General features: G+C 62.8%; 17 protein-coding genes and 1 riboswitch. Of the genes, 3 read left to right on the top strand and 14 right to left on the bottom strand.

The window, feature by feature from the left end; all coding sequences use genetic code 11:
• Positions 1 to 11 precede the first annotated feature (11 nt).
• Positions 12 to 1,034 (bottom strand): hypothetical protein, encoded by a 1,023-nt coding sequence (locus QP803_RS00180; RefSeq protein WP_284945670.1) that lies wholly within the window; start codon positions 1,032 to 1,034, stop codon positions 12 to 14.
• A complete protein-coding gene (locus tag QP803_RS00175; protein WP_284945669.1) occupies positions 1,021 to 2,259 on the bottom strand; it encodes an ADP-dependent glucokinase/phosphofructokinase in 1,239 nt (412 codons plus the stop codon). Before QP803_RS00175 ends, QP803_RS00180 begins: the two co-directional genes overlap by 14 nt.
• A 177-nt stretch (positions 2,260 to 2,436) precedes the next feature.
• On the opposite strand from QP803_RS00175, the gene QP803_RS00170 reads away from it, so the two are divergent.
• Complete coding sequence (locus QP803_RS00170; protein ID WP_284945668.1) at positions 2,437 to 3,237, top strand: DeoR/GlpR family DNA-binding transcription regulator; 801 nt, start codon at positions 2,437 to 2,439, stop codon at positions 3,235 to 3,237.
• 24 nt (positions 3,238 to 3,261) lie between these two features.
• On the opposite strand, the gene QP803_RS00165 is transcribed toward QP803_RS00170, so the two are convergent.
• The 11 genes from QP803_RS00165 to QP803_RS00115 all read right to left on the bottom strand — a co-directional run bounded on the left by QP803_RS00165 (position 3,262) and on the right by QP803_RS00115 (position 16,636).
• Positions 3,262 to 4,365 (bottom strand): ABC transporter ATP-binding protein, encoded by a 1,104-nt coding sequence (locus QP803_RS00165; protein WP_284945667.1) that lies wholly within the window; start codon positions 4,363 to 4,365, stop codon positions 3,262 to 3,264.
• A gap of 11 nt (positions 4,366 to 4,376) precedes the next feature.
• Positions 4,377 to 5,459 carry an ABC transporter ATP-binding protein gene (locus QP803_RS00160; protein WP_284945666.1) on the bottom strand — a complete coding sequence of 361 codons (1,083 nt, stop codon included), beginning with the start codon at positions 5,457 to 5,459 and terminating at the stop codon, positions 4,377 to 4,379.
• 9 nt (positions 5,460 to 5,468) lie between these two features.
• Complete coding sequence (locus QP803_RS00155) at positions 5,469 to 6,323, bottom strand: carbohydrate ABC transporter permease (RefSeq protein ID WP_284945665.1); 855 nt, start codon at positions 6,321 to 6,323, stop codon at positions 5,469 to 5,471.
• Positions 6,324 to 6,329: 6 nt separating this feature from the next.
• Positions 6,330 to 7,271, bottom strand: coding sequence for a carbohydrate ABC transporter permease (locus QP803_RS00150; RefSeq protein ID WP_284945664.1), 942 nt, complete (start codon positions 7,269 to 7,271; stop codon positions 6,330 to 6,332).
• 62 nt (positions 7,272 to 7,333) lie between these two features.
• On the bottom strand, positions 7,334 to 8,773 hold the full coding sequence (locus tag QP803_RS00145) for an extracellular solute-binding protein (RefSeq protein ID WP_284945663.1): 1,440 nt from the start codon (positions 8,771 to 8,773) through the stop codon (positions 7,334 to 7,336).
• A 106-nt stretch (positions 8,774 to 8,879) separates the two neighbouring features.
• Positions 8,880 to 9,983 carry an MDR/zinc-dependent alcohol dehydrogenase-like family protein gene (locus QP803_RS00140; RefSeq protein ID WP_284945662.1) on the bottom strand — a complete coding sequence of 368 codons (1,104 nt, stop codon included), beginning with the start codon at positions 9,981 to 9,983 and terminating at the stop codon, positions 8,880 to 8,882.
• Between the two features lie 92 nt (positions 9,984 to 10,075).
• Positions 10,076 to 10,972 carry an AraC family transcriptional regulator gene (locus QP803_RS00135; protein WP_284945661.1) on the bottom strand — a complete coding sequence of 299 codons (897 nt, stop codon included), beginning with the start codon at positions 10,970 to 10,972 and terminating at the stop codon, positions 10,076 to 10,078.
• A gap of 332 nt (positions 10,973 to 11,304) precedes the next feature.
• Entirely contained in the window at positions 11,305 to 13,122 is a 1,818-nt protein-coding gene (gene thiC, locus QP803_RS00130) for a phosphomethylpyrimidine synthase ThiC (RefSeq protein ID WP_284945660.1), read from the bottom strand.
• Positions 13,123 to 13,170: 48 nt separating this feature from the next.
• A riboswitch (TPP riboswitch) is annotated at positions 13,171 to 13,291 on the bottom strand.
• A gap of 136 nt (positions 13,292 to 13,427) precedes the next feature.
• On the bottom strand, positions 13,428 to 13,811 hold the full coding sequence (locus QP803_RS00125; protein WP_284945659.1) for a hypothetical protein: 384 nt from the start codon (positions 13,809 to 13,811) through the stop codon (positions 13,428 to 13,430).
• 51 nt (positions 13,812 to 13,862) lie between these two features.
• On the bottom strand, positions 13,863 to 16,247 hold the full coding sequence (gene lon / locus QP803_RS00120; RefSeq protein WP_284945658.1) for an endopeptidase La: 2,385 nt from the start codon (positions 16,245 to 16,247) through the stop codon (positions 13,863 to 13,865).
• Positions 16,247 to 16,636, bottom strand: a complete 390-nt coding sequence (locus QP803_RS00115; RefSeq protein WP_284945657.1) for an Hsp20/alpha crystallin family protein — start codon at positions 16,634 to 16,636, stop codon at positions 16,247 to 16,249. Before QP803_RS00115 ends, lon begins: the two co-directional genes overlap by 1 nt.
• Positions 16,637 to 16,775: 139 nt before the next feature.
• On the opposite strand from QP803_RS00115, the gene QP803_RS00110 reads away from it, so the two are divergent.
• Positions 16,776 to 18,506, top strand: a complete 1,731-nt coding sequence (locus QP803_RS00110) for an aromatic amino acid ammonia-lyase (RefSeq protein WP_284945656.1) — start codon at positions 16,776 to 16,778, stop codon at positions 18,504 to 18,506.
• Between the two features lie 19 nt (positions 18,507 to 18,525).
• On the opposite strand, the gene QP803_RS00105 is transcribed toward QP803_RS00110, so the two are convergent.
• Entirely contained in the window at positions 18,526 to 19,410 is an 885-nt protein-coding gene (locus tag QP803_RS00105) for an SDR family oxidoreductase (protein ID WP_284945655.1), read from the bottom strand.
• A 99-nt stretch (positions 19,411 to 19,509) separates the two neighbouring features.
• On the opposite strand from QP803_RS00105, the gene QP803_RS00100 reads away from it, so the two are divergent.
• Positions 19,510 to 20,352, top strand: coding sequence for a helix-turn-helix transcriptional regulator (locus QP803_RS00100; RefSeq protein ID WP_284945654.1), 843 nt, complete (start codon positions 19,510 to 19,512; stop codon positions 20,350 to 20,352).
• The last annotated feature ends 73 nt before the right edge of the window (positions 20,353 to 20,425 follow it).

Raw genomic sequence — 20,425 nt, 5'->3', positions numbered from 1 at the left:
AACGCGCGCCGCTACAGCCCCTTCAGAACCGCCTCGGTCACTTCCAAATCATCATCGAGACTGCGCGTCGGCACAATGCCCTCCGTCTGGAGAGCGCCATGATAGGCTCTCACGGCTTCTGCGGGCTTCATCGCGCCATCGGCCACGGCCCGCATGCACCGCACGATGGCCAGCGGCGAATCCGCGAAGTTGATCTTGCGACCGAACAGCGCGAGCCGCGCGCCATATTTCTCCGCCTGATACAGAAGCTCAAAGGTATCGCGTGTCGTGCCGGCACCGCCGCCCAACACACCCACGACGAGGGCACTGTCGAAGGCGGCGAGTTCTTCCATCGCCGCCGGCCCGTTGAAGGGTATCTTCAGGAACTGCGGCCGATCAGCTTTAGAGACGCCGCTCAGGCTCCGCAGCAGACAGTCATTGACGAAAGCCGGTATATCTTTCTTGTCGAGATCGCTCGGCGCATTGGGATTGAAGACTTCCAGAAAATACTTGAAGTCGAGGGACGCCGCCTCACGCCGGAAGGCGGCGAACGCGTTCAGCGACTCCATATCGCGGTCGAGATCATTGTTGAAGGTCATGGAGTAGAGGCCAAGGTCGGTGCCCGTGACCGGCTGGCCGGGCGTGGGATGCGCCGTGCCATGCATCACCCGGCTCAGCACCGCCGTACGGAAGGGTTGCGACGCATAGCGCTTATAGGACGCACCGCGCACGCCGCCCCAGATATCCGTCGCGTCATTGGCGCGGATGGCCGGCTTGATGGCGCTATCGGCGAAGACCTTCTCATCATGAAGGCTTTCGAGATTGCTGACGGAGACGAGCATGATATCGACGATGTCTTGCGCAATCACCGATTTAATCTGCGCGAGATAGTCATGGCGCGTTTTCCACGCGCCCATGCCGTCCGCTTTCGCGCGTCTGCCCGCCACGGTGATTCCTGAGCCCATGTCACCATCCTTGGCATCGGCGATGATGAAATCCTGGCGCGTATATTGGCCTGCCCGGATGCGAGCCAGCTTCTCGTCAAGCCTCGTCATTGTTCTGTCCTTTGAAAAACGAATGTTGCCCGAGCACCAGCATGCAGCCCGCGAGAAAGGTATCGCCCAGTCCGAGTGTCGTCGCCGGACGCTCCAGATAGGGTGACGCGCAGGAGACGAGGCTCCAGCCATGGGCGTCACGCGCATGGCCGGGCGGCGGATCGGAAAATCGTACACCGGTGGGAAGGCTGTCAGGCACCACCGGGGCCCCGTTCTCAGCGCGCGCGCTTGCCAGCAAGCAGCCGGCCAGCAGCGCATCGCGCTCTTGCGCGGCATCGCCACGGGTTGCGGACATCGCCCAGTCATCGGCATGCACGCAGACACGATCAGCCCCAAGCTGCTCGCCAAGCCGGCACATCGCCTCACCGGGATGACCTTCACCTGGCTTGAGGGCGCGGAATTCCGACAGGCTCATGCCCAGAGACGTATAGGTACCAGAGAGGCCGCTCAGAACCTTGAGGCAATAGTCCTGCTTTTCGTAGCCTGCGAGCTCCAGATGCACGATCCGGATACCGGCAGCGTGCCAGCTTTGCGCCAGGGCGCGCGCACTCCGTACTCCTTCGTCAAGGTCACGTCCGCCAAGGGCGCTGAAGCCCGACAGAATGCCCGCGCCGTTGTCCTGAACCAGGGACGGGCCGAGCGCCGCGAACTCCGTATCGTCCTCAAGGGAGAGATCATGAAGTCGCACGATGATGCGCGAGGAACGCGGCGGCAGGATGGTGCCCACGGAGCGGCCCGCCGTAAACTCGAAGACATAGACTTTGGGTGTGGCATCCGGCGATCCGGCAATCGCGCCTGCGCGCGTCGGGTGCCCGCCGGCGGCCAGAAAGATATCGGGATCGACGGTCGCCATCTGATCGGCGCTGCGACGAGCGAGCGACAATAAGGCCGGGGCGCCCAACAAAGTCAGCACACGGGCGGCATGGGCGGAGGTGCCACCCAACATCGGCTGCACCGGCAGGGCCGCATCCAGCCACGCCCCGCCGCCCGGCCATTCCACGCGGATTTCGCCACCGATGCCCGCTGCTGCACGACGCTGCAACTCGGCACCGAGCCCCTGCGCTTCGGGCGGCGCACCGCCACGCCAAAGCGCATCCGCGTCCTGCAAGGCAATGACACCATCGACGCAGACGGACATGCCGCACAGCGTCCATCCAGCCGAACGCGCATAGGCTGGCAACCGCGCGCGCATCGCCTCGTATCGATCGCGCCAGAGATTTTCCACGAGCCTCCCCCGGAAAGCGCGCCCTTCGGCGCTTCTTATTGCGAACGACGCCCGTTAGCGGGACGCCGCATCAGGCACTAGGCTTGCCAAGCGGCGCGGTCAAGCGGAATGATGCATGATGGTGCGCCGTAAAACCCGCCGTATTGCGTCAATGGTCAAACCAGATGGAGTGATGCCTTGAGCCAGTCGAACGAGGGAGACGCAGAATTTCTTCTCCCCGCGTCACGTCAACAGCGACTTCTTGAAGTGATGCGCGCGCGAGGCGAAGTAACGGTCGCTGAATTGACATCCATGTTCGGAGTATCGCGCGATACCGTGCGCCGCGATCTCTATCTCCTGGAACGACGCGGGTTGCTCAACCGGACCCATGGCGGCGCCTTGCCGGTGGAGGAGCTGGTCGGCCAGGTGATGCGCTTCCAGCTTCGCGTCAATGCGCGCACGACCGCGAAACAACGCATCGCCCGCGCCGCCGCGTCCCTCATCCAGAACGGGGAAAGCCTGATCCTGAACGGCGGCTCGACCACCTGCGCCTTTGCGGCGGAACTCGGCCATCTGCGCGACCTGACGCTCGTCACGAACAATATGATGCTGCCGGCCTGCATCCCGCCGCAGGTGGCCCGCTCGGTCTATGTGCTGGGCGGCGAATATTGGGATAGCGCGCAGATCACCGTCGGCAGTTTGAAATTCGGCACCGCCAAACCTATCAGCGTCGATACCGCCATCGTCAGTTTTACCGGCATCAACGTCAAAGGCCTGTCGATCGGCCGTCTCGAAGAAGCGGTCATCACATCGGAGATGATGGACATCGCGCGCCGCATCATCGTGGTCGCGGATCATTCGAAATTTGGTGTCGAGGCTTTCGCGCATGTCGCGGCCTTCGACCGCATTCAGTCTCTGGTGACGGACGCGCCGCCCCCCGCCGATATCGCAGCGATGATGGACGATTCGGGGATTGAGGTGGTGATCGCGCCCGCTTGACCACGTGCCGAGCGGACGCCTGACTTAGCCCTCGCTCAAGCCGTGGTGGAGTGCCACACCCGTCTTGGTGTCGAAGACATGCATCGCATCCTCCGGCACCAGGACGCCGACCTCTGATCCCACCGGCGCCGCGACATTGCGGCTCGCGACGGCGATCAGGAAACAGCCGCCCACTTGGACGCCGACATGGCTGTGATCGCCGAGCCAATGATTGGTCAAGACCTTGCCGCGCAGGACGGACGGCGCTTGCGGATCGGTCACGCGCAGCTTGTGCGGCCGCATGCCGATGGTCACGCGGTCCCCCGCCGCGATGCCCCTGTGGCCCATGGGCAGCGTGAAGGCGGGGCGGCCGTCACTATCCAGCGCCGTGATCCCATTGCCCGAGACATCGGCCGGAAACAGGTTCATCGGAGGTTCCCCGATGAAGGAGGCGACGAAGAGATTCGCCGGCCTTTCGCGCAAATCGGCGGGCGTACCGAACTGTTGCAGGATGCCCTTATCCATCACCGCGATGCGGTCGGAAATGGCGATGGCTTCGGTTTGATCATGCGTCACGATGACTGTCGTCATCTTGTTCGCGATCAGATAGTCCTTGATGCGCGCACGCAACAATGCACGAAGCTGCGGCTCCAGCTGCGACATCGGCTCGTCGAGCAGGTAGATGTCCGCACGGCGGATCAGGGCGCGGGCCAGACTGACGCGCTGCTGCTGGCCGCCCGAAAGCGAAGGCGGGAAATAGGGCAGCATCGGGCCGAGTTCCAGCATGTCGCTGATATGGGTGACGCGGCGATCGATCTCGGCCTTCGGCGTGCGGTCGCGCAACAGGCTGAAGGCGATATTGTCCCGCACCTTCAGCGGCGGATACAGGGCATAGCCCTCAAAGGCCATGGCAATGTTCCGCTCCGCCGGTCGCAGCGTATTTACCACCCGGTCGCCGAGGCGCACCGTCCCCTCCGTCACACTCTCGAAGCCCGCTACCATGCGCAGCGTCGAGGTTTTGCCGCAGCCGGAGGAGCCGAGCAGCGCCACGATCTCCCCGTCCGCGATTTGCATTGAAACGGCATCGACGGCGGGCTCATGCGCCCCGGGATAGAGTTTCGACACGCGGTCGAGATCGAGCGTGGCCATGCGATGTCTCTCTATATCCGCGCGCCGCTGGCGCTCTCGAAGAAATGGGCATGCGCGAGGTCGAGCATGGCCCAAGCATCACGCCGGCCGCGCTGGTTGCCTTCAAGGGTTCCCTGAGGCGCACTGGCGAAAATCTCGGTGCCGTCGCGTGCGCGCAGCAGCATCACCTCGCGGTCGTTCAGCGGCGTCACGGCGTCGATTTCGACTTCCATCGCGCCGGCGCGGGGTTCGAAGCCGACCGCCACATCCTCGGGCCGCAAGCCGAGCACGCAATCCTCCCGGCGCCGGGGCGCATCCAGCGGCACGCCGACATCGGTGGATGCGATGCGGATCCACTCACCGTTTGAGCCGGCAACGCTGATCGCGGGCAGCAGGTTGATTGGCGGATCGCCGAACAGGCGCGCGATGCGGCTATTGGCGGGCGTCTGGTAAATGTCGCGCGGCGTGCCGACCTGTTCTAGCTTACCGTCCACCAGCACGGCGATGCGGTCGCCGAGCGCCATCGCTTCCTTATAATCCTGCGTGACGTAGACGACCGTGGTTTCGCGTGCCCGCAACACACGCGGAAGCTCCAGCCGCATTTCATAGCGCACCTTGGCATCCACATTGCGCAGCGGATCATCGAGCAGAATGAGCGACGGCTTGGCGATCAGGCTGCGGGCGAGCGCCGTGCGCTGTTTCTGACCGTTGGAGAGGGCGCGCGGGAGATGACCCAAGACATGATCGATGCGCAGCAGCGTTGCCACTTCATGCACGCGCTGATCGAGCTCGGTCTTGCCCACGGTCTTGGCACGCAGCGGGCTCGCGATATTTTCGTAGGCCGTCATATGCGGATACAGCGCGAAGTTCTGGAAGGCCATGCCGAGATGGCGGTCCTCGGGGTTGAGATCGGTGATATCGCGGCCGCCGACGGTAATGGTGCCGCGATCGGGATGGATCATGCCCGCGATGAGCCGCAGCAGCACCGTCTTGCCGGCGCCGGAGGGGCCGAAGATCACCAGTGTTTCGAGCGGCGCCACGTCGAAGGATAGGTCATTGATGACCTCGCGCTTCTTATAGGCCTTGGATAGATGGTCGACGCTGAGAAAGGCCATGCCGCGCCCTCAACCCTTGATGGCGCCGAGGCTGAGGCCCTCGACGAGATAGCGTTGCGTGAAGATTGCCAGAACAAGCGTCGGAATCACGGACAGGACCAAGGCCGCTGCGATCTGGCCGTATTCGATGCCGGAGGCGGTGATGAAGGCGAGCGCCCCCACCGTCACGGGCTGCACTGAACTGGACCCCAGGATGAGGGCGAAGATGAAGTTGTTCCAGGCGTAGATGAAGGCGAGCAGGGCCGCCGCCGCGATGCCCGGCCGCGCCAGGGGAATGGCGATTTTGAAGAAGGTGGCGAGCCAGCTATGGCCGTCGAGCCGATAGGCGAGTTCGATATCCTCACTCACATCTTCGAAGTAACCCCGGACGATCCAGAGCACGAGCGGGAGTGTGATCAACTGGTAGACCCAGATCAGGCCGAAATAGGTGTCGTAGAGGCCGAGCACTTGGAAGTAGTTCAGCAGCGGCAGCAGCACGAGCAGCGGCGGCGCGAAGCGGAAGCTGAGCAGGGTGAAGGCCATGTCTTCACCGCCGCGGAACTTGAAGCGTGCGAAGGCATAGGCGGCCGGCACGCCGAGGATGAGCGAAACTACGACGGAACATACGCTCAGGATCACGCTGTTGAGCATATTGTGCATGTAATTGACCGTCATGGTGCCGACACCGCCGCCGATCTTGCCCGAGATCAGGGCGACGTAATTATGGATCGTCGGTGAGAAGAACAGGCGCGGCGGGCTGCGCAGAATATCCCCATTCGTCTCGAAGGACATCAGCACGACCCAGACCAGGGGGAACAGAAAGAACAGCGCCACGAGCAGCATCAGGATGCCGCGAATGGGCGAGAAGGAGGTGCCTTTCATCATCGGCTCCTAGGCCAGGCCGTGGGCGCGTTCGCGCAGCCGCGTCCAGGTGCTCATGAAATACTTGCTCAGCGCGTAGGTGATCGCCCAGAGCACCATCAGGATGGCGGAGGAGCGGCCAATATTGGTGAAGGTGAAGGCCTGAAGATAGGACTGGATCTGGAACACCATCAGTGTGTCGCCGGGGCCGCCCTGCGTCATGGCATAGATGATGTCGAACTGCTGGATGCTGTCGAGCATACGGAACAACGTCGCTGTCAGGACATAGGGCGCCAGCATCGGCAGCAGGATGCGGAAGAAGACGAAGCTCTGTGGCACGCCATCCAGCTCCGCCGCTTCGAAGGGCTGGCTGGGCAGGCCGCGCAAGCCCGCCAGCAACAGGATGGCGATGAAGGGCGTGTAGACCCAGACATCGACCAGCACGACGGTGAACAGCGCCGAGCCAGGCGCTGTCGCCCAACGGAAATTGGGAAAGCCGAGTTCGCTGACGAGATAGCTGAGGATGCCGAAATTGGCATTCGTCATCAGCTTCCACATCAGGCTGGCAATCGCAGGTGCCACCATCAGCGGCAGGATGAGCAGGATATTGAGCAGGTTCGTCACCAGCGAGCGACGCCATAGCAGCAGCGCGATGCCGAGGCCGATGAGCAGCTCGAAGCCAACGGTGAAGACGGTGTAGAGCAATGACACCTCAACCGTGCGCCAGAATTCGGAGCTTTGGGCGAGCTTGATGTAATTGCCGAACCAGATGAATTTCCGGGCCTGCGGAAAGGCCAGGTTGTAGCGCTCCAGCGAGTAGAAGACCGCCGTCACGAAGGGCACGAGGATACCGACGCAGACCAGCAAGGCGGGCAGGCTCAGCAGATAGGGAAGCAGCCCGGCGCCGCGCTTGCGCACAACACCCTTCGGTTCCGCCAGATCAGGACTCACTGCGGCATGGGAGGCGGACATCTGCAATCCTCGAAAGACGAAGGATGGCGCGGCACCATGGCCGCGCCATCCCGATTGCACGATTAGTTCGTAATGCCGGCGTCGCTGAGCTGGCTCGCGATATTGGTGGCCAACTGGTCGAGACCGTCATCGACCGAGACCTGGCCGGCATACATCTTCTGCAAAGCCGCCGCCCAATCGGTGGTGACGTTGAAGAACAGCGGCTGCGGCGTGAAGTAGATCTTCGCACCCGGCGCGGCCCCGTTGAACTCCTCCAGGAAGCCCGGATAGGTAGCGTTCAGGCGGGTCTTGAAGTCGCCGTCGTTCCAGACCGACTGGCGGACGGGATCGACCTGATTGGCCTTCGTCGCGCCGAAGGTGAGCTGCTCGGTGCCGCTTGCCCATTGCATGAACCGCCAGGCGGCATCCTGCTTGCCGGAAAAGGCGCTCATGGCCAGGCCCCAGATCCAGATGTTCGGCGTCGGTGCCTTGGCATCGGGATTCGGCGTGAAGGCCTCATATCCGATATTGCCGGCTTCCTTGGTGCCCGTCTGCTGGAAGAAGCCGATGATGTCAGCGTCGTAGATCATGGCGGAGGTGCCGGCGCCGAGATCGTTGGCGACTTCGTACCACGTGTACTGCGTCCAGTTCTTCGGGCCACCCTTGTGCAGCATGTCCAGCCAGAGCTTGGTGAAGTCCTTGCCTTCCTTGCTGTTCATGATGGGCTTCAGCGAACCGCCCTCGGTCGAAAAGTCCTTGCCACCATAGTTGGTAAAGCCCGAGAGATAGCCTGCATGGATCGTCGCCCAGCTGCGGCTGCCGCGCACGCCAATGCCGTAGGCGCCGGGAACCTTGGTCGAAATCTGCGCGGCCTTATCGATCAGGTCGGGCAGGTTCTTCGGCGGCTCCATCCCCTGCGCCGCGAGCATCTTCTTGTTGAAGCTGACGTCGTTGATCTCGAAACCCCAGGGCATTGCCCATTGCTTCGCACCCGGTCCGCCCAGGGCCTCACCCGGCTTGCCGCTCCAGGATGTGGAGCTGCGCAGATTGGGAAGGATGTCTTCCCAATCATAAGTCGGCGCGGTCTTGCTGGGGTCCTTGATGAACTGATTGAGATCGACCAGCCAGCCGGCCGGGCCGTACTGCCAGGTCTGATAGGCGCCGGTCATGAAGACGTCGTACTGGGTCGACTTGCTCGACAGGGCAGCCGTCACCTTGTCGAAATAGACATCCTCGGGGAAGACGTCATAGCTGACCTTGATGCCGGTCATCTCTTCGAAATGCTTGAGGTTGGTGATCGCGGCATCGGCATAGGGATGCTTGTTGAGCAGTAGACGAAGGGTCTGGCCCTTATTGGCCATCCAGTCGTAATCAGCGGCCATCGCGCGGCTTTGCGCGGCGTTCAGCATGGCGCTGGTCGCGGCAGCGCCGAGACCCAGTTTCGCCGCGCGGTCGAGAAGTTCACGGCGGCCGAGGTGGCGCGCTGCGAAGGCATCAAACAGGCTCTTTTCCTTATTGCTCATGGACGTAGTCCCTCTTGTTGTTCTTATCGTTGATTATTCGATTGGTCGTGACCACGGCGGTGGCTGCCGCCGTGGGTTTGGGCACGCAATGCGTGAGGCGAAAGACTTAGGGGATGAGAATCGTCTTAATCGAATTCTCGCCCTTCTTCATCAGGTCGAACCCCTTCTGAAAGTCCTTCAGCGGCAGTGTATGGGTCACGACGCCAGCGGTCGGCAGGCGGCCATCGGCGATGGCGGCGATCGTGAAGGGGTAGCAATAGGGGCCGAGATGCGCGCCATAGATGTCGAGGTGCTTGCGGTCCCCGATGATGCTCCAATCCGCCGTCACTTCCTCGCCGAAGACGCTGAACTCGACAAAGCGGCCGAGCTTGCGGATCATCTGAAGACCTTGACGAACACTGGAAGGATGTCCGGTCGCCTCGATATAGACGTCACAGCCATAGCCCTCCGTCATCTCCTTCACGCGGGCCACGACATCTTCTTCGAGCGGGTTCATCACGATATCGGCGCCGAACTTTTTGGCGAGCGCCAGACGGTCCGGCTTGGTGTCGAGCACGATGAGCTTGGTCGGGTTCTTCAAGCGTGCGGCGCCGACCATGCCAAGGCCCAGCGTGCCGGCGCCAGCCAGCACCACGATATCGTCCAGCTCGATCTTGGCGCGATTGACGGCATGGACGGAACAGGCGAACGGCTCGATCAGCGCTGCGGCATCCAGCGCCATGCTATCGGGCACATGATAGGTGCGCGAAGTTTTGGGGAAGCGCATATAGCGCGCCATGGCGCCGTTGACGTTGTTCTGGAAACCGTAAAGGTCGTGCTTCTCGCACATCCAGTATTCGCCACGCCCGCAATAGCGGCAGTTTTCGCAGGGCACGATCTGTTCCGAAATCAGCCGGTCGCCGACTTTGAACTTGCCGGCGCGTTCGATGTTCTCGCCGATTTCCACGGCGCGGCCGAGGAATTCATGGCCCGGAATCATCGGCGCTTTCACATAGACCGGCTGGCCCTTGTCGTCGCCCCAGAATGACGGTGCGCCCTGATAGCATTTGATGTCGCCGGCGCAGATACCAACGGCTTCGACTTCGATGATGATGTCGTCAGGGCCGGCGCGCGGCACCTCGACCTGTTCAAAGCGATAATCGCCGGGCGAATAGGCGACGACCGCATCCATCTTGGCAGGAAGGTCATCATTGCGGCGCGTGCTACTCATGGCATGTCTCCTCAGTTCTTGATCAGGCGCATCTTGCAGCGCCTGTGGTTCCCTTGCCAGGTTGACCATTGTGGTTTTTCATATGTCAACCACTATGGTTCCGCAACTCCGGGGCTAGGCAAGGGTCGCGGGCTAGTCTGGCTGGACAGTGTATTCGCACGGTGGTGCAGACGAAACGCGCGCGGCGCCATCGCCTTCTGCGCCATGAATTGTCGATTGAAATTGGAAAGGTTATTGAAGCCGACCTTATAGCAAATGTCAGCGATCTTTCGATCATTGTCGATCAACATCTCGCAGGCGCGATTAACTCTCAGACTATTGACGTAATGCACGAAGGTCATGCCGGTATGCCGATAAAAGGCCCGCGAAAAGGCACTCGCCCGATAGCCGCTCAGCGCCGCCAGTTCGCTTTCTCGCAGATCGCTGTCGAGATTGCGGGTGATATGATCGATCACATGGTTGAGAGGCTGCGTCATATAGGTCGAAGGACTAGGGCGATATCCCACGCTGGCCAGCATGCGCCGCCCGCGGCTGCGGTGCAGCAGCTCCACCAAACTGAAGAATGCGGCGAGGCGCGCGGCACCTTTGGCAGCCATCAGAATGCGCATGATCGGCTCGGCCTCTGCCGCCGTCTCGGTCGAAAATTCTAGACCGCGTGAGGAGCTTTCCAAAAGCTGAGGGAAGAATGCGAGTTCAGGGAAGGACACGATACAGCGTTCGGCAAACTCTGCGCTGAACTGTACGATAAGGCCACGCTCAGGAACGGTGTTCCCCGGCGGCACGTCACTGAGCCAGTTATGGGGAAGATTGGGGCCGGTCATGACCAGATTGCCGGGCGCGAAGGAGCCGACGTAGTCGCCGACGAAGGCGCGGCCGTGGGTATGCGTGATCAGATGGAATTCGTATTCGGGATGGAAGTGCCAGCGGACCGTGTGGAAGGGATAGCCATGCGCCCACACTTTAAAGGATTCGCCCGGCGGGACATCCACAAATTCGAGATCTGGGTTTACCACGCTTCCCCCACGAAGCGGTTCAGACGCGGCCGACGGATCGGATAGGTTCTGCGACGTCTGGAGCCCTTGGTGTCATCATCCGTCCCTTCTTGCGCCCTGCCTGATCGCCCGGCCGGATCATCTTTTGTTACCCCACCTCTAGCCGCATCGGCGCATTATCTCCACCAAAATGCGGCGAGAAAACCGATACTTTTTTGCTCGTCGCCCGGCCAATCGGCAGGCCAATCCGGCGCCGTCGGAGGTTGCAGTGCAGCATCTGGCTCTGCTGCAACGGCGCCACGGTCTGCCGACTGGCTCGGCCATCCTTCTTAAATCACGGTGGATTCCGGCAAGTACAAGGTCGCGCCATGGTCCAAGAATTCCGCGCTCTTGCTGCTCATTCCCTCCATGCGCGCGACCTCATCCCGCAGATCATGCGAGATCTTCATGGAGCAGAATTTCGGCCCGCACATGGAACAGAAATGCGCTGTCTTATGCGCGTCCTTCGGCATCGTCTTGTCATGAAAAGCGCGCGCCGTGTCAGGATCGAGGGCGAGGTTGAACTGATCCTCCCACCGAAATTCGAAGCGCGCCCGGCTGATGGCATCATCATGCAATCGTGCCGAAGGATGACCCTTCGCGAGATCGGCGGCATGGGCCGCAATGCGATAGGTGATGACGCCGGTTTTCACATCATCGCGGTCGGGCAGGCCAAGATGCTCCTTCGGCGTGACGTAGCACAGCATGGCGGTGCCGAACCAACCGATCATCGCTGCCCCGATCGCGGAGGTGATATGGTCGTAGCCCGGCGCCACATCCGTCGTCAGTGGCCCAAGCGTGTAGAACGGCGCTTCGCCGCATTCGCGCAACTGCTTGTCCATATTGATCTTGATCTTGTGCATCGGCACATGGCCCGGTCCTTCGATCATGACCTGACAACCGCGCGCCCAGGCAAGTTTGGTGAGTTCGCCCAGCGTCTCCAACTCCGCGAATTGCGCCGCGTCATTGGCATCCGCGAGCGAGCCCGGACGCAGCCCATCCCCCAGGGAGAAGGACACATCATAGGCGCGCATGATGTCGCAAATATCGCCGAAATGCTCATACAGGAAACTCTCGCGATGATGCGCGAGGCACCAGCGCGCCATGATCGAGCCACCGCGCGACACGATGCCCGTCACCCGCCGCGCCGTGAGTGGCACATGAGCCAGGCGAACGCCGGCATGGATGGTGAAGTAGTCGACGCCCTGCTCCGCCTGCTCGATGAGCGTATCGCGAAACACCTCCCAACTCAGTTTCTCCGGCGCGCCGCCGACCTTTTCCAAAGCCTGATAGATCGGCACGGTGCCGATGGGCACTGGCGCATTGCGCAAGATCCAGCCGCGAATATTGTGGATGTTGCGGCCGGTAGACAGATCCATCACCGTATCCGCGCCCCAGCGGATGGCCCAGACCAGCTTCTCGACCTCCTCGGCGGCGCCCGAGGTGACGGCGGAATTGCCGATATTCGCATTGACCTTCACCAGGAAATTGCGACCGATGATGGTCGGCTCCAGCTCCGGGTGATTGATATTGGCGGGGATGATGGCGCGGCCGCGCGCGATTTCGCTGCGCACGAATTCGGGCGTGATGAAACTCGGAATTTCGGCCCCGAAATCCTCTCCATCAGCGCGGCGTTCGTCTGCGCCGGGCAGTGCCGCGCGGCCCAAATTCTCCCGATGCGCGACATAGACCATCTCCTCAGTCACGAAGCCAGCACGCGCGAACTCATATTGCGTAACCAGTGACCCAGACCGCCCGACCAGCAGAGCGGGTGTCGCCGGGCATGGCGGCACCAGCCGATCCTCCGCAACGCCGCCGTTATCTTCGGGCGACACGGCGCGCGGCGTCGCCGCCACGACGCCGCGCCGCGCGATCCAATCCGTGCGCAGGGGTGCGAGGCCCTTGGCAAGATCGATGGTCACGCTGGGGTCGGTATAGGGCCCCGAGGTATCATAGAGCCGAACCGGCGCTTCTCGCGCCGAGGGATGCAGCGCCACTTCGCGGAAGGGTACCGCGATCATGGGATGTCCGGGCGGCGACGCGTGAATCTTGCGCGATCCCGTAATCGGGCCGGTGGTGACGGTATTGGGTTGCTGATGGAAATTCATGGCACTTCCTTGCGTGAAGGAAGGCGGGGCACGCCGAAAACGGATTGATGGCGTCGCATATCCCGTCCCTCCGCCGGTATGAACCGGATCAGGTGAAAGGGTCGCTGCGCTGCCGGCATGCCGGCGATCAGCCTCTCAGCCCCTTGTCGGGACCCCCCTCGGAAATGCCACTGTCCGCCCCGGGCGCGGAGTCGTCAAGCCGGTGCCGTCGAGGCGTTGACGGCGGAAGACGCTGCGCTATTCCGGCCTACAAAGCCGGACCGCTGTAGGGCGGAAAGCGCAGCGTCTTCCGCCGAATCTCGGCCTTAACTGTGGAGGTTACTTTCCAGGTTTTCGAAAGCCGTTTCCGCTTCCTCGTCCATCGGCGCCGGATCTTCAACCGCGACGCCCGGCGGCACCGCATCACCGGGATCGATGTCGCGGCTAGCGCGCTTCACCCTTGGGGCCTTCGCGCTGCGCGTGGCCGAGGTCGCTTGCGACGCGAGTTTCTTTTCGAGCTGAGCCGCATGCTCTTCCAGCTCGTCGATTTTGGCCGCCATCATCTTGGCCGCGCGATTGGCCTCACGGTTCTTGGCGCGCAACGTCGTGACGGTCAGTTCCAGCTTCGTCACCTGCGCGCGCAGATCATCCTTGCTGATCTTGGGCAAAGGCGCGACCGCAATCCGCTTTGCGGGCGGCTTCTTGGTCATCATAGTTTTCTTGGTGGTCTTTACTGCCGCACGCGCCATTGCGCATAACTCCTATTTCAATAAATCGACGGGCGTTTCTAGCCCAGCTTCCCCTGATACATCCATGCCGATCGTCGCCGCCACGGCATCATCGACCGTGTCGAGCCAAATGAATTTCAGCCGATTGCGCGCGCTTTCCGGAATGTCGTCATAATCGCGCCTATTCTTGGCCGGCAGCATCACCGTATCGATGCCGGCCCGCGCCGCTGCGATGACCTTTTCGCGAATGCCGCCGACGGGCAGAACCAGCCCGCGCAGACTGATCTCCCCGGTCATGGCCGTGGTCGGGGGAATTGCCCGTTCCGTCATCAATGAGGCGAGGGACAGGAACATGGCGACACCCGCCGAGGGGCCGTCCTTCGGCGTGGCACCGGCCGGCACATGCACATGCACGTCCTTATCCGTGAACAGCGCGGGATCGATGCCCATCTTCGCCGCCCGCGTCTTCAGCAGGCTCATCGCCGCCTGGGCGCTTTCCTTCATCACATCGCCCAACTGGCCCGTCAGGATCAGCCGACCGTTGCCGGGCATCCGGCTCGCTTCGATGAACAGGATATCGCCGCCGACCGGCGTCCAGGCCAGACCTGTGGCGACGCCGGGGATGGAGGCATGCTGCGCCACATCGGCATCGAAACGACGCGGGCCGAGAATGCTGGCCACTTCATCGACGTCGAGATGGACATGGGCTTTCTCGCCCTCGGCCACCCGCACGGCCACATTGCGGAACACTGCGCCAATCGCACGCTCCAAGCCGCGTACGCCCGCTTCGCGCGTATAGCCGTCGATGATCAGGTTAAGCCCGGCGTCATCGAGATCGACCGCCGCCTCCGTTAAGCCATTCTGCGTGAGCTGGCGGGGGATCAGATGGCCGCGCGCGATCACCGCCTTCTCCTCGGCGGTATAGCCCGACAGGGACACCACTTCCATGCGGTCCCGCAACGGTCCTGGAATGGTATCGAGCTGATTGGCGGTCGCGATGAACAGCACCCGGCTGAGGTCGAAGGGCACGCCAAGATAGGCATCGCGGAAGGTGCCGTTCTGCTCCGGGTCCAGCACTTCGAGCATGGCGGAGGCCGGGTCGCCCTGGAAGCCGCCGGCGCCCAGCTTGTCGATCTCGTCCAGCATCATGACGCAGTCGCGCTCACCCGCGCGGCGCACCGCCTGGATGATATTACCCGGTATGGCACCGACATAGGTGCGGCGATGGCCGCGGATCTCGGCCTCGTCATGCACGCCGCCGAGGCTGACACGGATGAACTTGCGGCCCATGGCGCGGGCGATGGATTGCCCAAGAGAGGTTTTGCCCACGCCCGGCGGCCCAACGAAGCACAGGATCGGCCCGCGCCCTTCCGGATTGAGCTTGCGGACGGCGAGGAATTCCAGAATCCGCCGCTTGATCTTCTCCATTCCGAAGTGATCGGCGTCGAGCACGCGGCGCGCTTCGGGGATATCGATCGGCGCCTCATCCTTGATCACCCAAGGCAGTTCCGTCAGCCATTCGAGATAGGATCGCACCATGCCGGCCTCGGCCGCGCCCTCGGGCATCTTTTCCAGCCGGCGCATTTCGCGCCGCGCTTGAAGGGCGACATCCTCCGGCATGCCAGCCTGATCCAGCTTGCGCTTGAGGTCTGCGAGCTCAGGCGCGATGTCATCCGCCTCGCCCAGCTCCTTCTGGATGGCCTTGAGCTGCTCACGGAGCAGGAATTCCCTCTGGCGGCCTTCCATGGCGGTGCGGGTCTGCTGGCCGATGTCATGCGATAGCCGCAGAACCTCATGCCGATAGGCAAGCCGGGTAATGACCCGGTCCAGGCGCGGCACCAGTGCCACGGTTTCCAGAATCTCCTGCTTTTCGAAAGGCGTCAGATCCAGCAGGCCGGTGACGAAATCGGCCAGCGCGCCCGCAGGCTCGATCGAGCGGACGGTGGCCGCGAGTTCCGGCGGCGCCTGCTCGACGAGGCTCAGCACCTCCAGCGCACGCTCGCGCAATTGATGGACCCGCGCCTCAATCTCCGCCCCGACATCGGTCGGCTCGGGGATGCGGCTGACCAACACCACCGGATGGGGCAAGGTGCTGGCCATCGCCTCGACCCGCACCCGGCCGACGCCTTGGACGATGGCGTTATGAGATCCGTCTCGCCCGGTGAAATAGCGCAGCAGGCGCGCTTCGGTGCCGATGCTATGCAAGTCCACCAGGCCCGGCGTTTCGGCAAAGGGCTCGCGTTGTAGAATGACCGCGACATGCTTTTCGGTGCGCGCGGCTTCCTGCAACGCCGCCGCCGCCGAGGGGCGGCCGATGGCGAGAGGCACGACGAGGCCGGGCAGCAGAACCGTGTCTGTCACCGCGACGAGGATCAAGTTGTCGGCGGATAGCACGGCGTCATTGGGGGAGGCGTCCATCAGTCGAGCCTTTGCAGGGTGATGAGCAGGCAACCATCCGTGTATTCCTGGCCGAGAAGCGTATAGGCGCCGGGCGGCAGGGGCAGCCGCCGCTCGAAGCGGCCATGCGGCAATTCGATGCGATGCACCCGCGCCGGCCGTTCCAGCCCCGGCCAGCGCCGCGTGCCGCGCACGGTCAATTCGCCATGGCCGACGACGATCTCCATATCCTCGCGCTTGACGCCCGGAAGCGCGACCACCACGAGCAGATCCGTCTCCGTCTCCAGCACGTCGATCGGGGGTTCCCAGCCGATGGCCGAGGGCTGGAAGGCCTCGCGTTGCAGGCGTTCGGTGCGTGCCAGCATCGCCAGCGCCTCCGCCCACATGACATCCCTACCGGAACGCGTCATGGCAGTTCTCCCCCGACAAGCGTGCCATCAGGCCGCCCGACATAATCCAAGTATCGTGCGGCCCTTGCCAAAGCACCAGACGTCTGGGCTCGCGCTTCTGTTATGTGTAGACAAATGCCGCGCCGCCCTTGGAGCCTTCATGGCCAATCAGCTTCCCTACGAGCCCATCAACCCGACCGCCGCCGACACCACCATCACCTTGACCGGGCGCGACCTGACCATCCCACAGGTCATCGCCATCGCGCGCGGCGGCGCGAAAGTCGCTCTGAGCGCCGAAGCCACGCAGCGCTCTGCCGATGCCTATGGCCTGCTGCTCCAGGGTGCCGCCGAAGGGGTCACGATCTACTGGTTCAACCGGGGCTGCGGCGATCAGCGCGAAACCATCATCTTCTCCGGCGACCCGACGACGCCCGAGAATACGGCGCTGCTCCGCGCGCAGCAGATGGCGGCTTTCCGCGAAGGGGCGACGGCGGGATACGGCCCCGAATTGCATGAGGAAGCGCTGGTACGCGCCATGATGGCGATCCGCGCCAATACCATGACCTATGACGCGGCGAGCCCGCAACTGACGCGCATGGTGATCGCCATGCTCAACGCCCGCATTACGCCCGTCGTGCAATCGCGCGGCACGCTCGGTGAGGGCGATCTCTTGCCGATGAGCAATATCGCCGCCGCCATGATCGGGGAGGGCGAGGCCTATTACGCCGGCATGCGGATGCCGGCCGCCGAGGCCCTTCGTTTGGCGGGCTTGGCACCGTTGGAACCCTTCGGCGCGGATTGCGCGACCTTCATCAGCACCAATGCCTATGCGCAGGCGCAGGTCGTGCTTCTGGTGGAGGATGCGCGCGCCCTGCTGAACTGGGCGGATCTGGCCTATGCGATGGTTCTGCTGGGCATGAATTCCAGCGTCACGCCCATCGCGGCGCCGGTTCAGGCCATGCGGCCCTATCCCTGGCTAACCTGGAACGCGGCCCGCATCATGGACATGATCAAGGGCAGCTACCTGTTCGATGATGACGACACACGCCTGATCCAGGATCCCGAAAGCATCCGCGCTTCCAGCCAGCGGCAGGGATCCGCCTGGCAGGCCTGGGCGGATCTACGCGCCTCCGTGCTGCTGTCGATCAATGCCGCCGATCACAATCCCGCCGTGCTGCCCGGTGTGACACCGGAGGAGTCTTGGGAGCTCAGCACGCCGCAGTTCATGAAATACCACGTCAAAGGTGGCCCGCTGAGCGGTGGCAAATCCGGCTATATCCTGTCCAATGCCAATTGGGATCCTTATCCCATAGCCAATCAGATCGAGGCCTTTACGATTGCGCTGACCAATATGGGCGTTGCCGTCGCCCAGCGGATCGAGCGTTTCCGCAATCCCTTCTTCACCGTCATCCGGCCCAGCGACATTCTGTCGGCAGAGGATTGCAGCCAGCTTCCGAATCTGGATCCGTTTCTGCCGAGTGACCTGTGGCAGGAGCTGGCCGGCATGGGCGCGCCGGTCACACCCGCCGGTCTCGCGATCTTCGCGACGGTCGAAGATCTCGAAGCGCAAACCCGCATCAAGACCCAACGCGCCCGCCAGGCCGTGGAGACGGCGTTTCATCTCCTGGCGCAAGATATATTGGCGGCGAGTGTTTGGATGGATCTGCGCCGTGTCCAAAAGCCCGGCCGCGGATTTGGACGCGTACCGTCAGCGGCCCTCGCGGCGTTGCGGGTGGCGATGCCGTTTCTGCAACCGGCGGCCGAGCGGCCGAAGCAGCCGCTCGGTCAGGTGGTTTACGATTTCATGCAGCGGTGCCCGGCGACGATGTTTTATGACGCGGGGCCGGAGTTTCCCGAACAACATACCAACAATCGTCACCCGCGGACTTGATCCGCGGGTGACGGTACAGCTAGTACTTCATATTCTCCAAATCCGTAATCAACCCGGGACCCGTCGGGTGCCAACCGAGAACCTCCCGCGTCCAGGCACTCGACGCGGGAAAGTCCATGCCGATGAACATCGCGAGCCACCCGAAATGGGCCGGCGCTTCCTCCGCCGACAGGGAGACCACCGGGATCTTCAAGCCTCGGCCAAGGGCTTCCGCGATGTCGCGCGCTGAAACGCCCTCTTCGTCCACAGCGTGATATCGTGCGCCTGGTTCCCGTTTCTCCAGCGCCAGCCTATAGAGTCGGGCGACGTCAGAAATATGGGCAGCCGGCCAGCGGTTGGAACCGTCGCCCAAATAGGCGGAGATGCCCTTCTCGCGCGTCACCGCGATCAGGGGCGTGATCAGTCCCTGCTTGACCGTGTCATGGACTTGAGGAAGGCGCACCACCGACAGGTTGACGCCAGACGCCAAGACCGCGGCGCCGGCGAGTTCCGAAGCGATGCGCGGATTCGGGTGATCGGTGTTGAACACGTCCTCCGTCGCGGGTTGGCCATGCGCGCGGCTTCCCATGCCCGTCCCCGAAGTAATGACCAGGGGCCGGTTCGACCCGACAAGGGCGGCGCCGAGAGCCTCGATCGCGCGCCTGTCCTTGTCGCAATTCGCGACGAAGTTCGAAAAGTCGTGATCGAAGGCGCAATGGATGACGCCGTCCGCCTCGGCCGCCCCGCGGCGCAAACTCTCCGGGTCTTCAAGCGTGCCATGATGCACCTCGGCGCCAGCGGCAATGAGAGACTGGGCGCCGGCATCCGACCGTGTCAGGCCAAGCACCTGATGTCCTGCGTGAATGAGTTCGGGCACGAGGGCGGTGCCGATGAAGCCGGTGGCGCCCGTGACAAATACGCGCATGGTCAAACTCTCCCGTGGTGTTCGCCGGCTGATATCGGCTACGGTTGCATCCCGTTAAAGTAGTGACTTTATCCTAGTATAATCATCAACAGGATCAGCATGACCGCCGAAGCCGACAATCTGCTGGGAACCTATCTCAAGGATCGCCGCACGCGGCTCGATCCCGCCGCCTTCGGTTTTCCGGTGGCGCGCAGGCGAACGCCGGGGCTTCGCCGCGAGGAAGTCGCCCAACGCTCCAACATCAGCCCGACATGGTATACGTGGCTGGAACAAGGGCGCGGCGGCGCCCCCTCGGCTGATGTCTTGAACCGGATCGCCGCCGGCTTGATGCTGACCGAGCCCGAACGCGAACACATGTTTCTGCTTGCACTCGGTCGCCCGCCTGAGGTCCGCTACAAGGCGGCCGAAGGCGTGACACCGCGTTTGCAACGTGTGCTCGATGTCCTTGAGGTCAGTCCCGCCATCGTGAAGACCGCAACCTGGGACGTCATCGCGTGGAATCGCGCGGCCGCTGTGGTGCTCATGGACTATGGCGCGCTCCCGGTGGGTGAGCGCAACATCCTGCGCATCATGTTCGGCAAACCCCATGTCCGCGCCGCGCAACATGACTGGGACAGCATTGCCCGCTTCGTGGTCGGTGCCTTCAGGGCAGATGCGGCGCGCGCCGGCGCAGTGTCGGAAGTGGCCCAACTCGTGGATGAGCTTTGTCGACTCAGCCCCGAGTTCGAAGCGCTCTGGCGTGAAAATGACGTGGTCTCCCATGGGGAGGGGCTCAAGCGCCTCCGGCATCCGATCCTGGGCCCAATCGAGTTGGAATATTCGGCCTTCGCCGTCGATGGCCGTCCCGATCTCAGCATGCTCGTCTACAATCCAGTGACGCCTGCAATGGCCGAGCGCATCCGGTCTCTCGTCACATCACCGCCCGCAAGCGGTCTGTCATAGCGACCGCTCTCTCAAAGGCAGCATCACGCGCAAATTTTGATGCTTCTTGGATGCTGAAGAATTATGCTGTCTG

This window comes from Acidisoma sp. PAMC 29798 (genome assembly GCF_030252425.1).
Classification (GTDB): Bacteria; Pseudomonadota; Alphaproteobacteria; order Acetobacterales; family Acetobacteraceae; genus Acidisoma; species Acidisoma cladoniae.
Note: the sequence above shows the minus strand (reverse complement) of the source record. Positions and strands in the feature narration are given on the sequence as shown.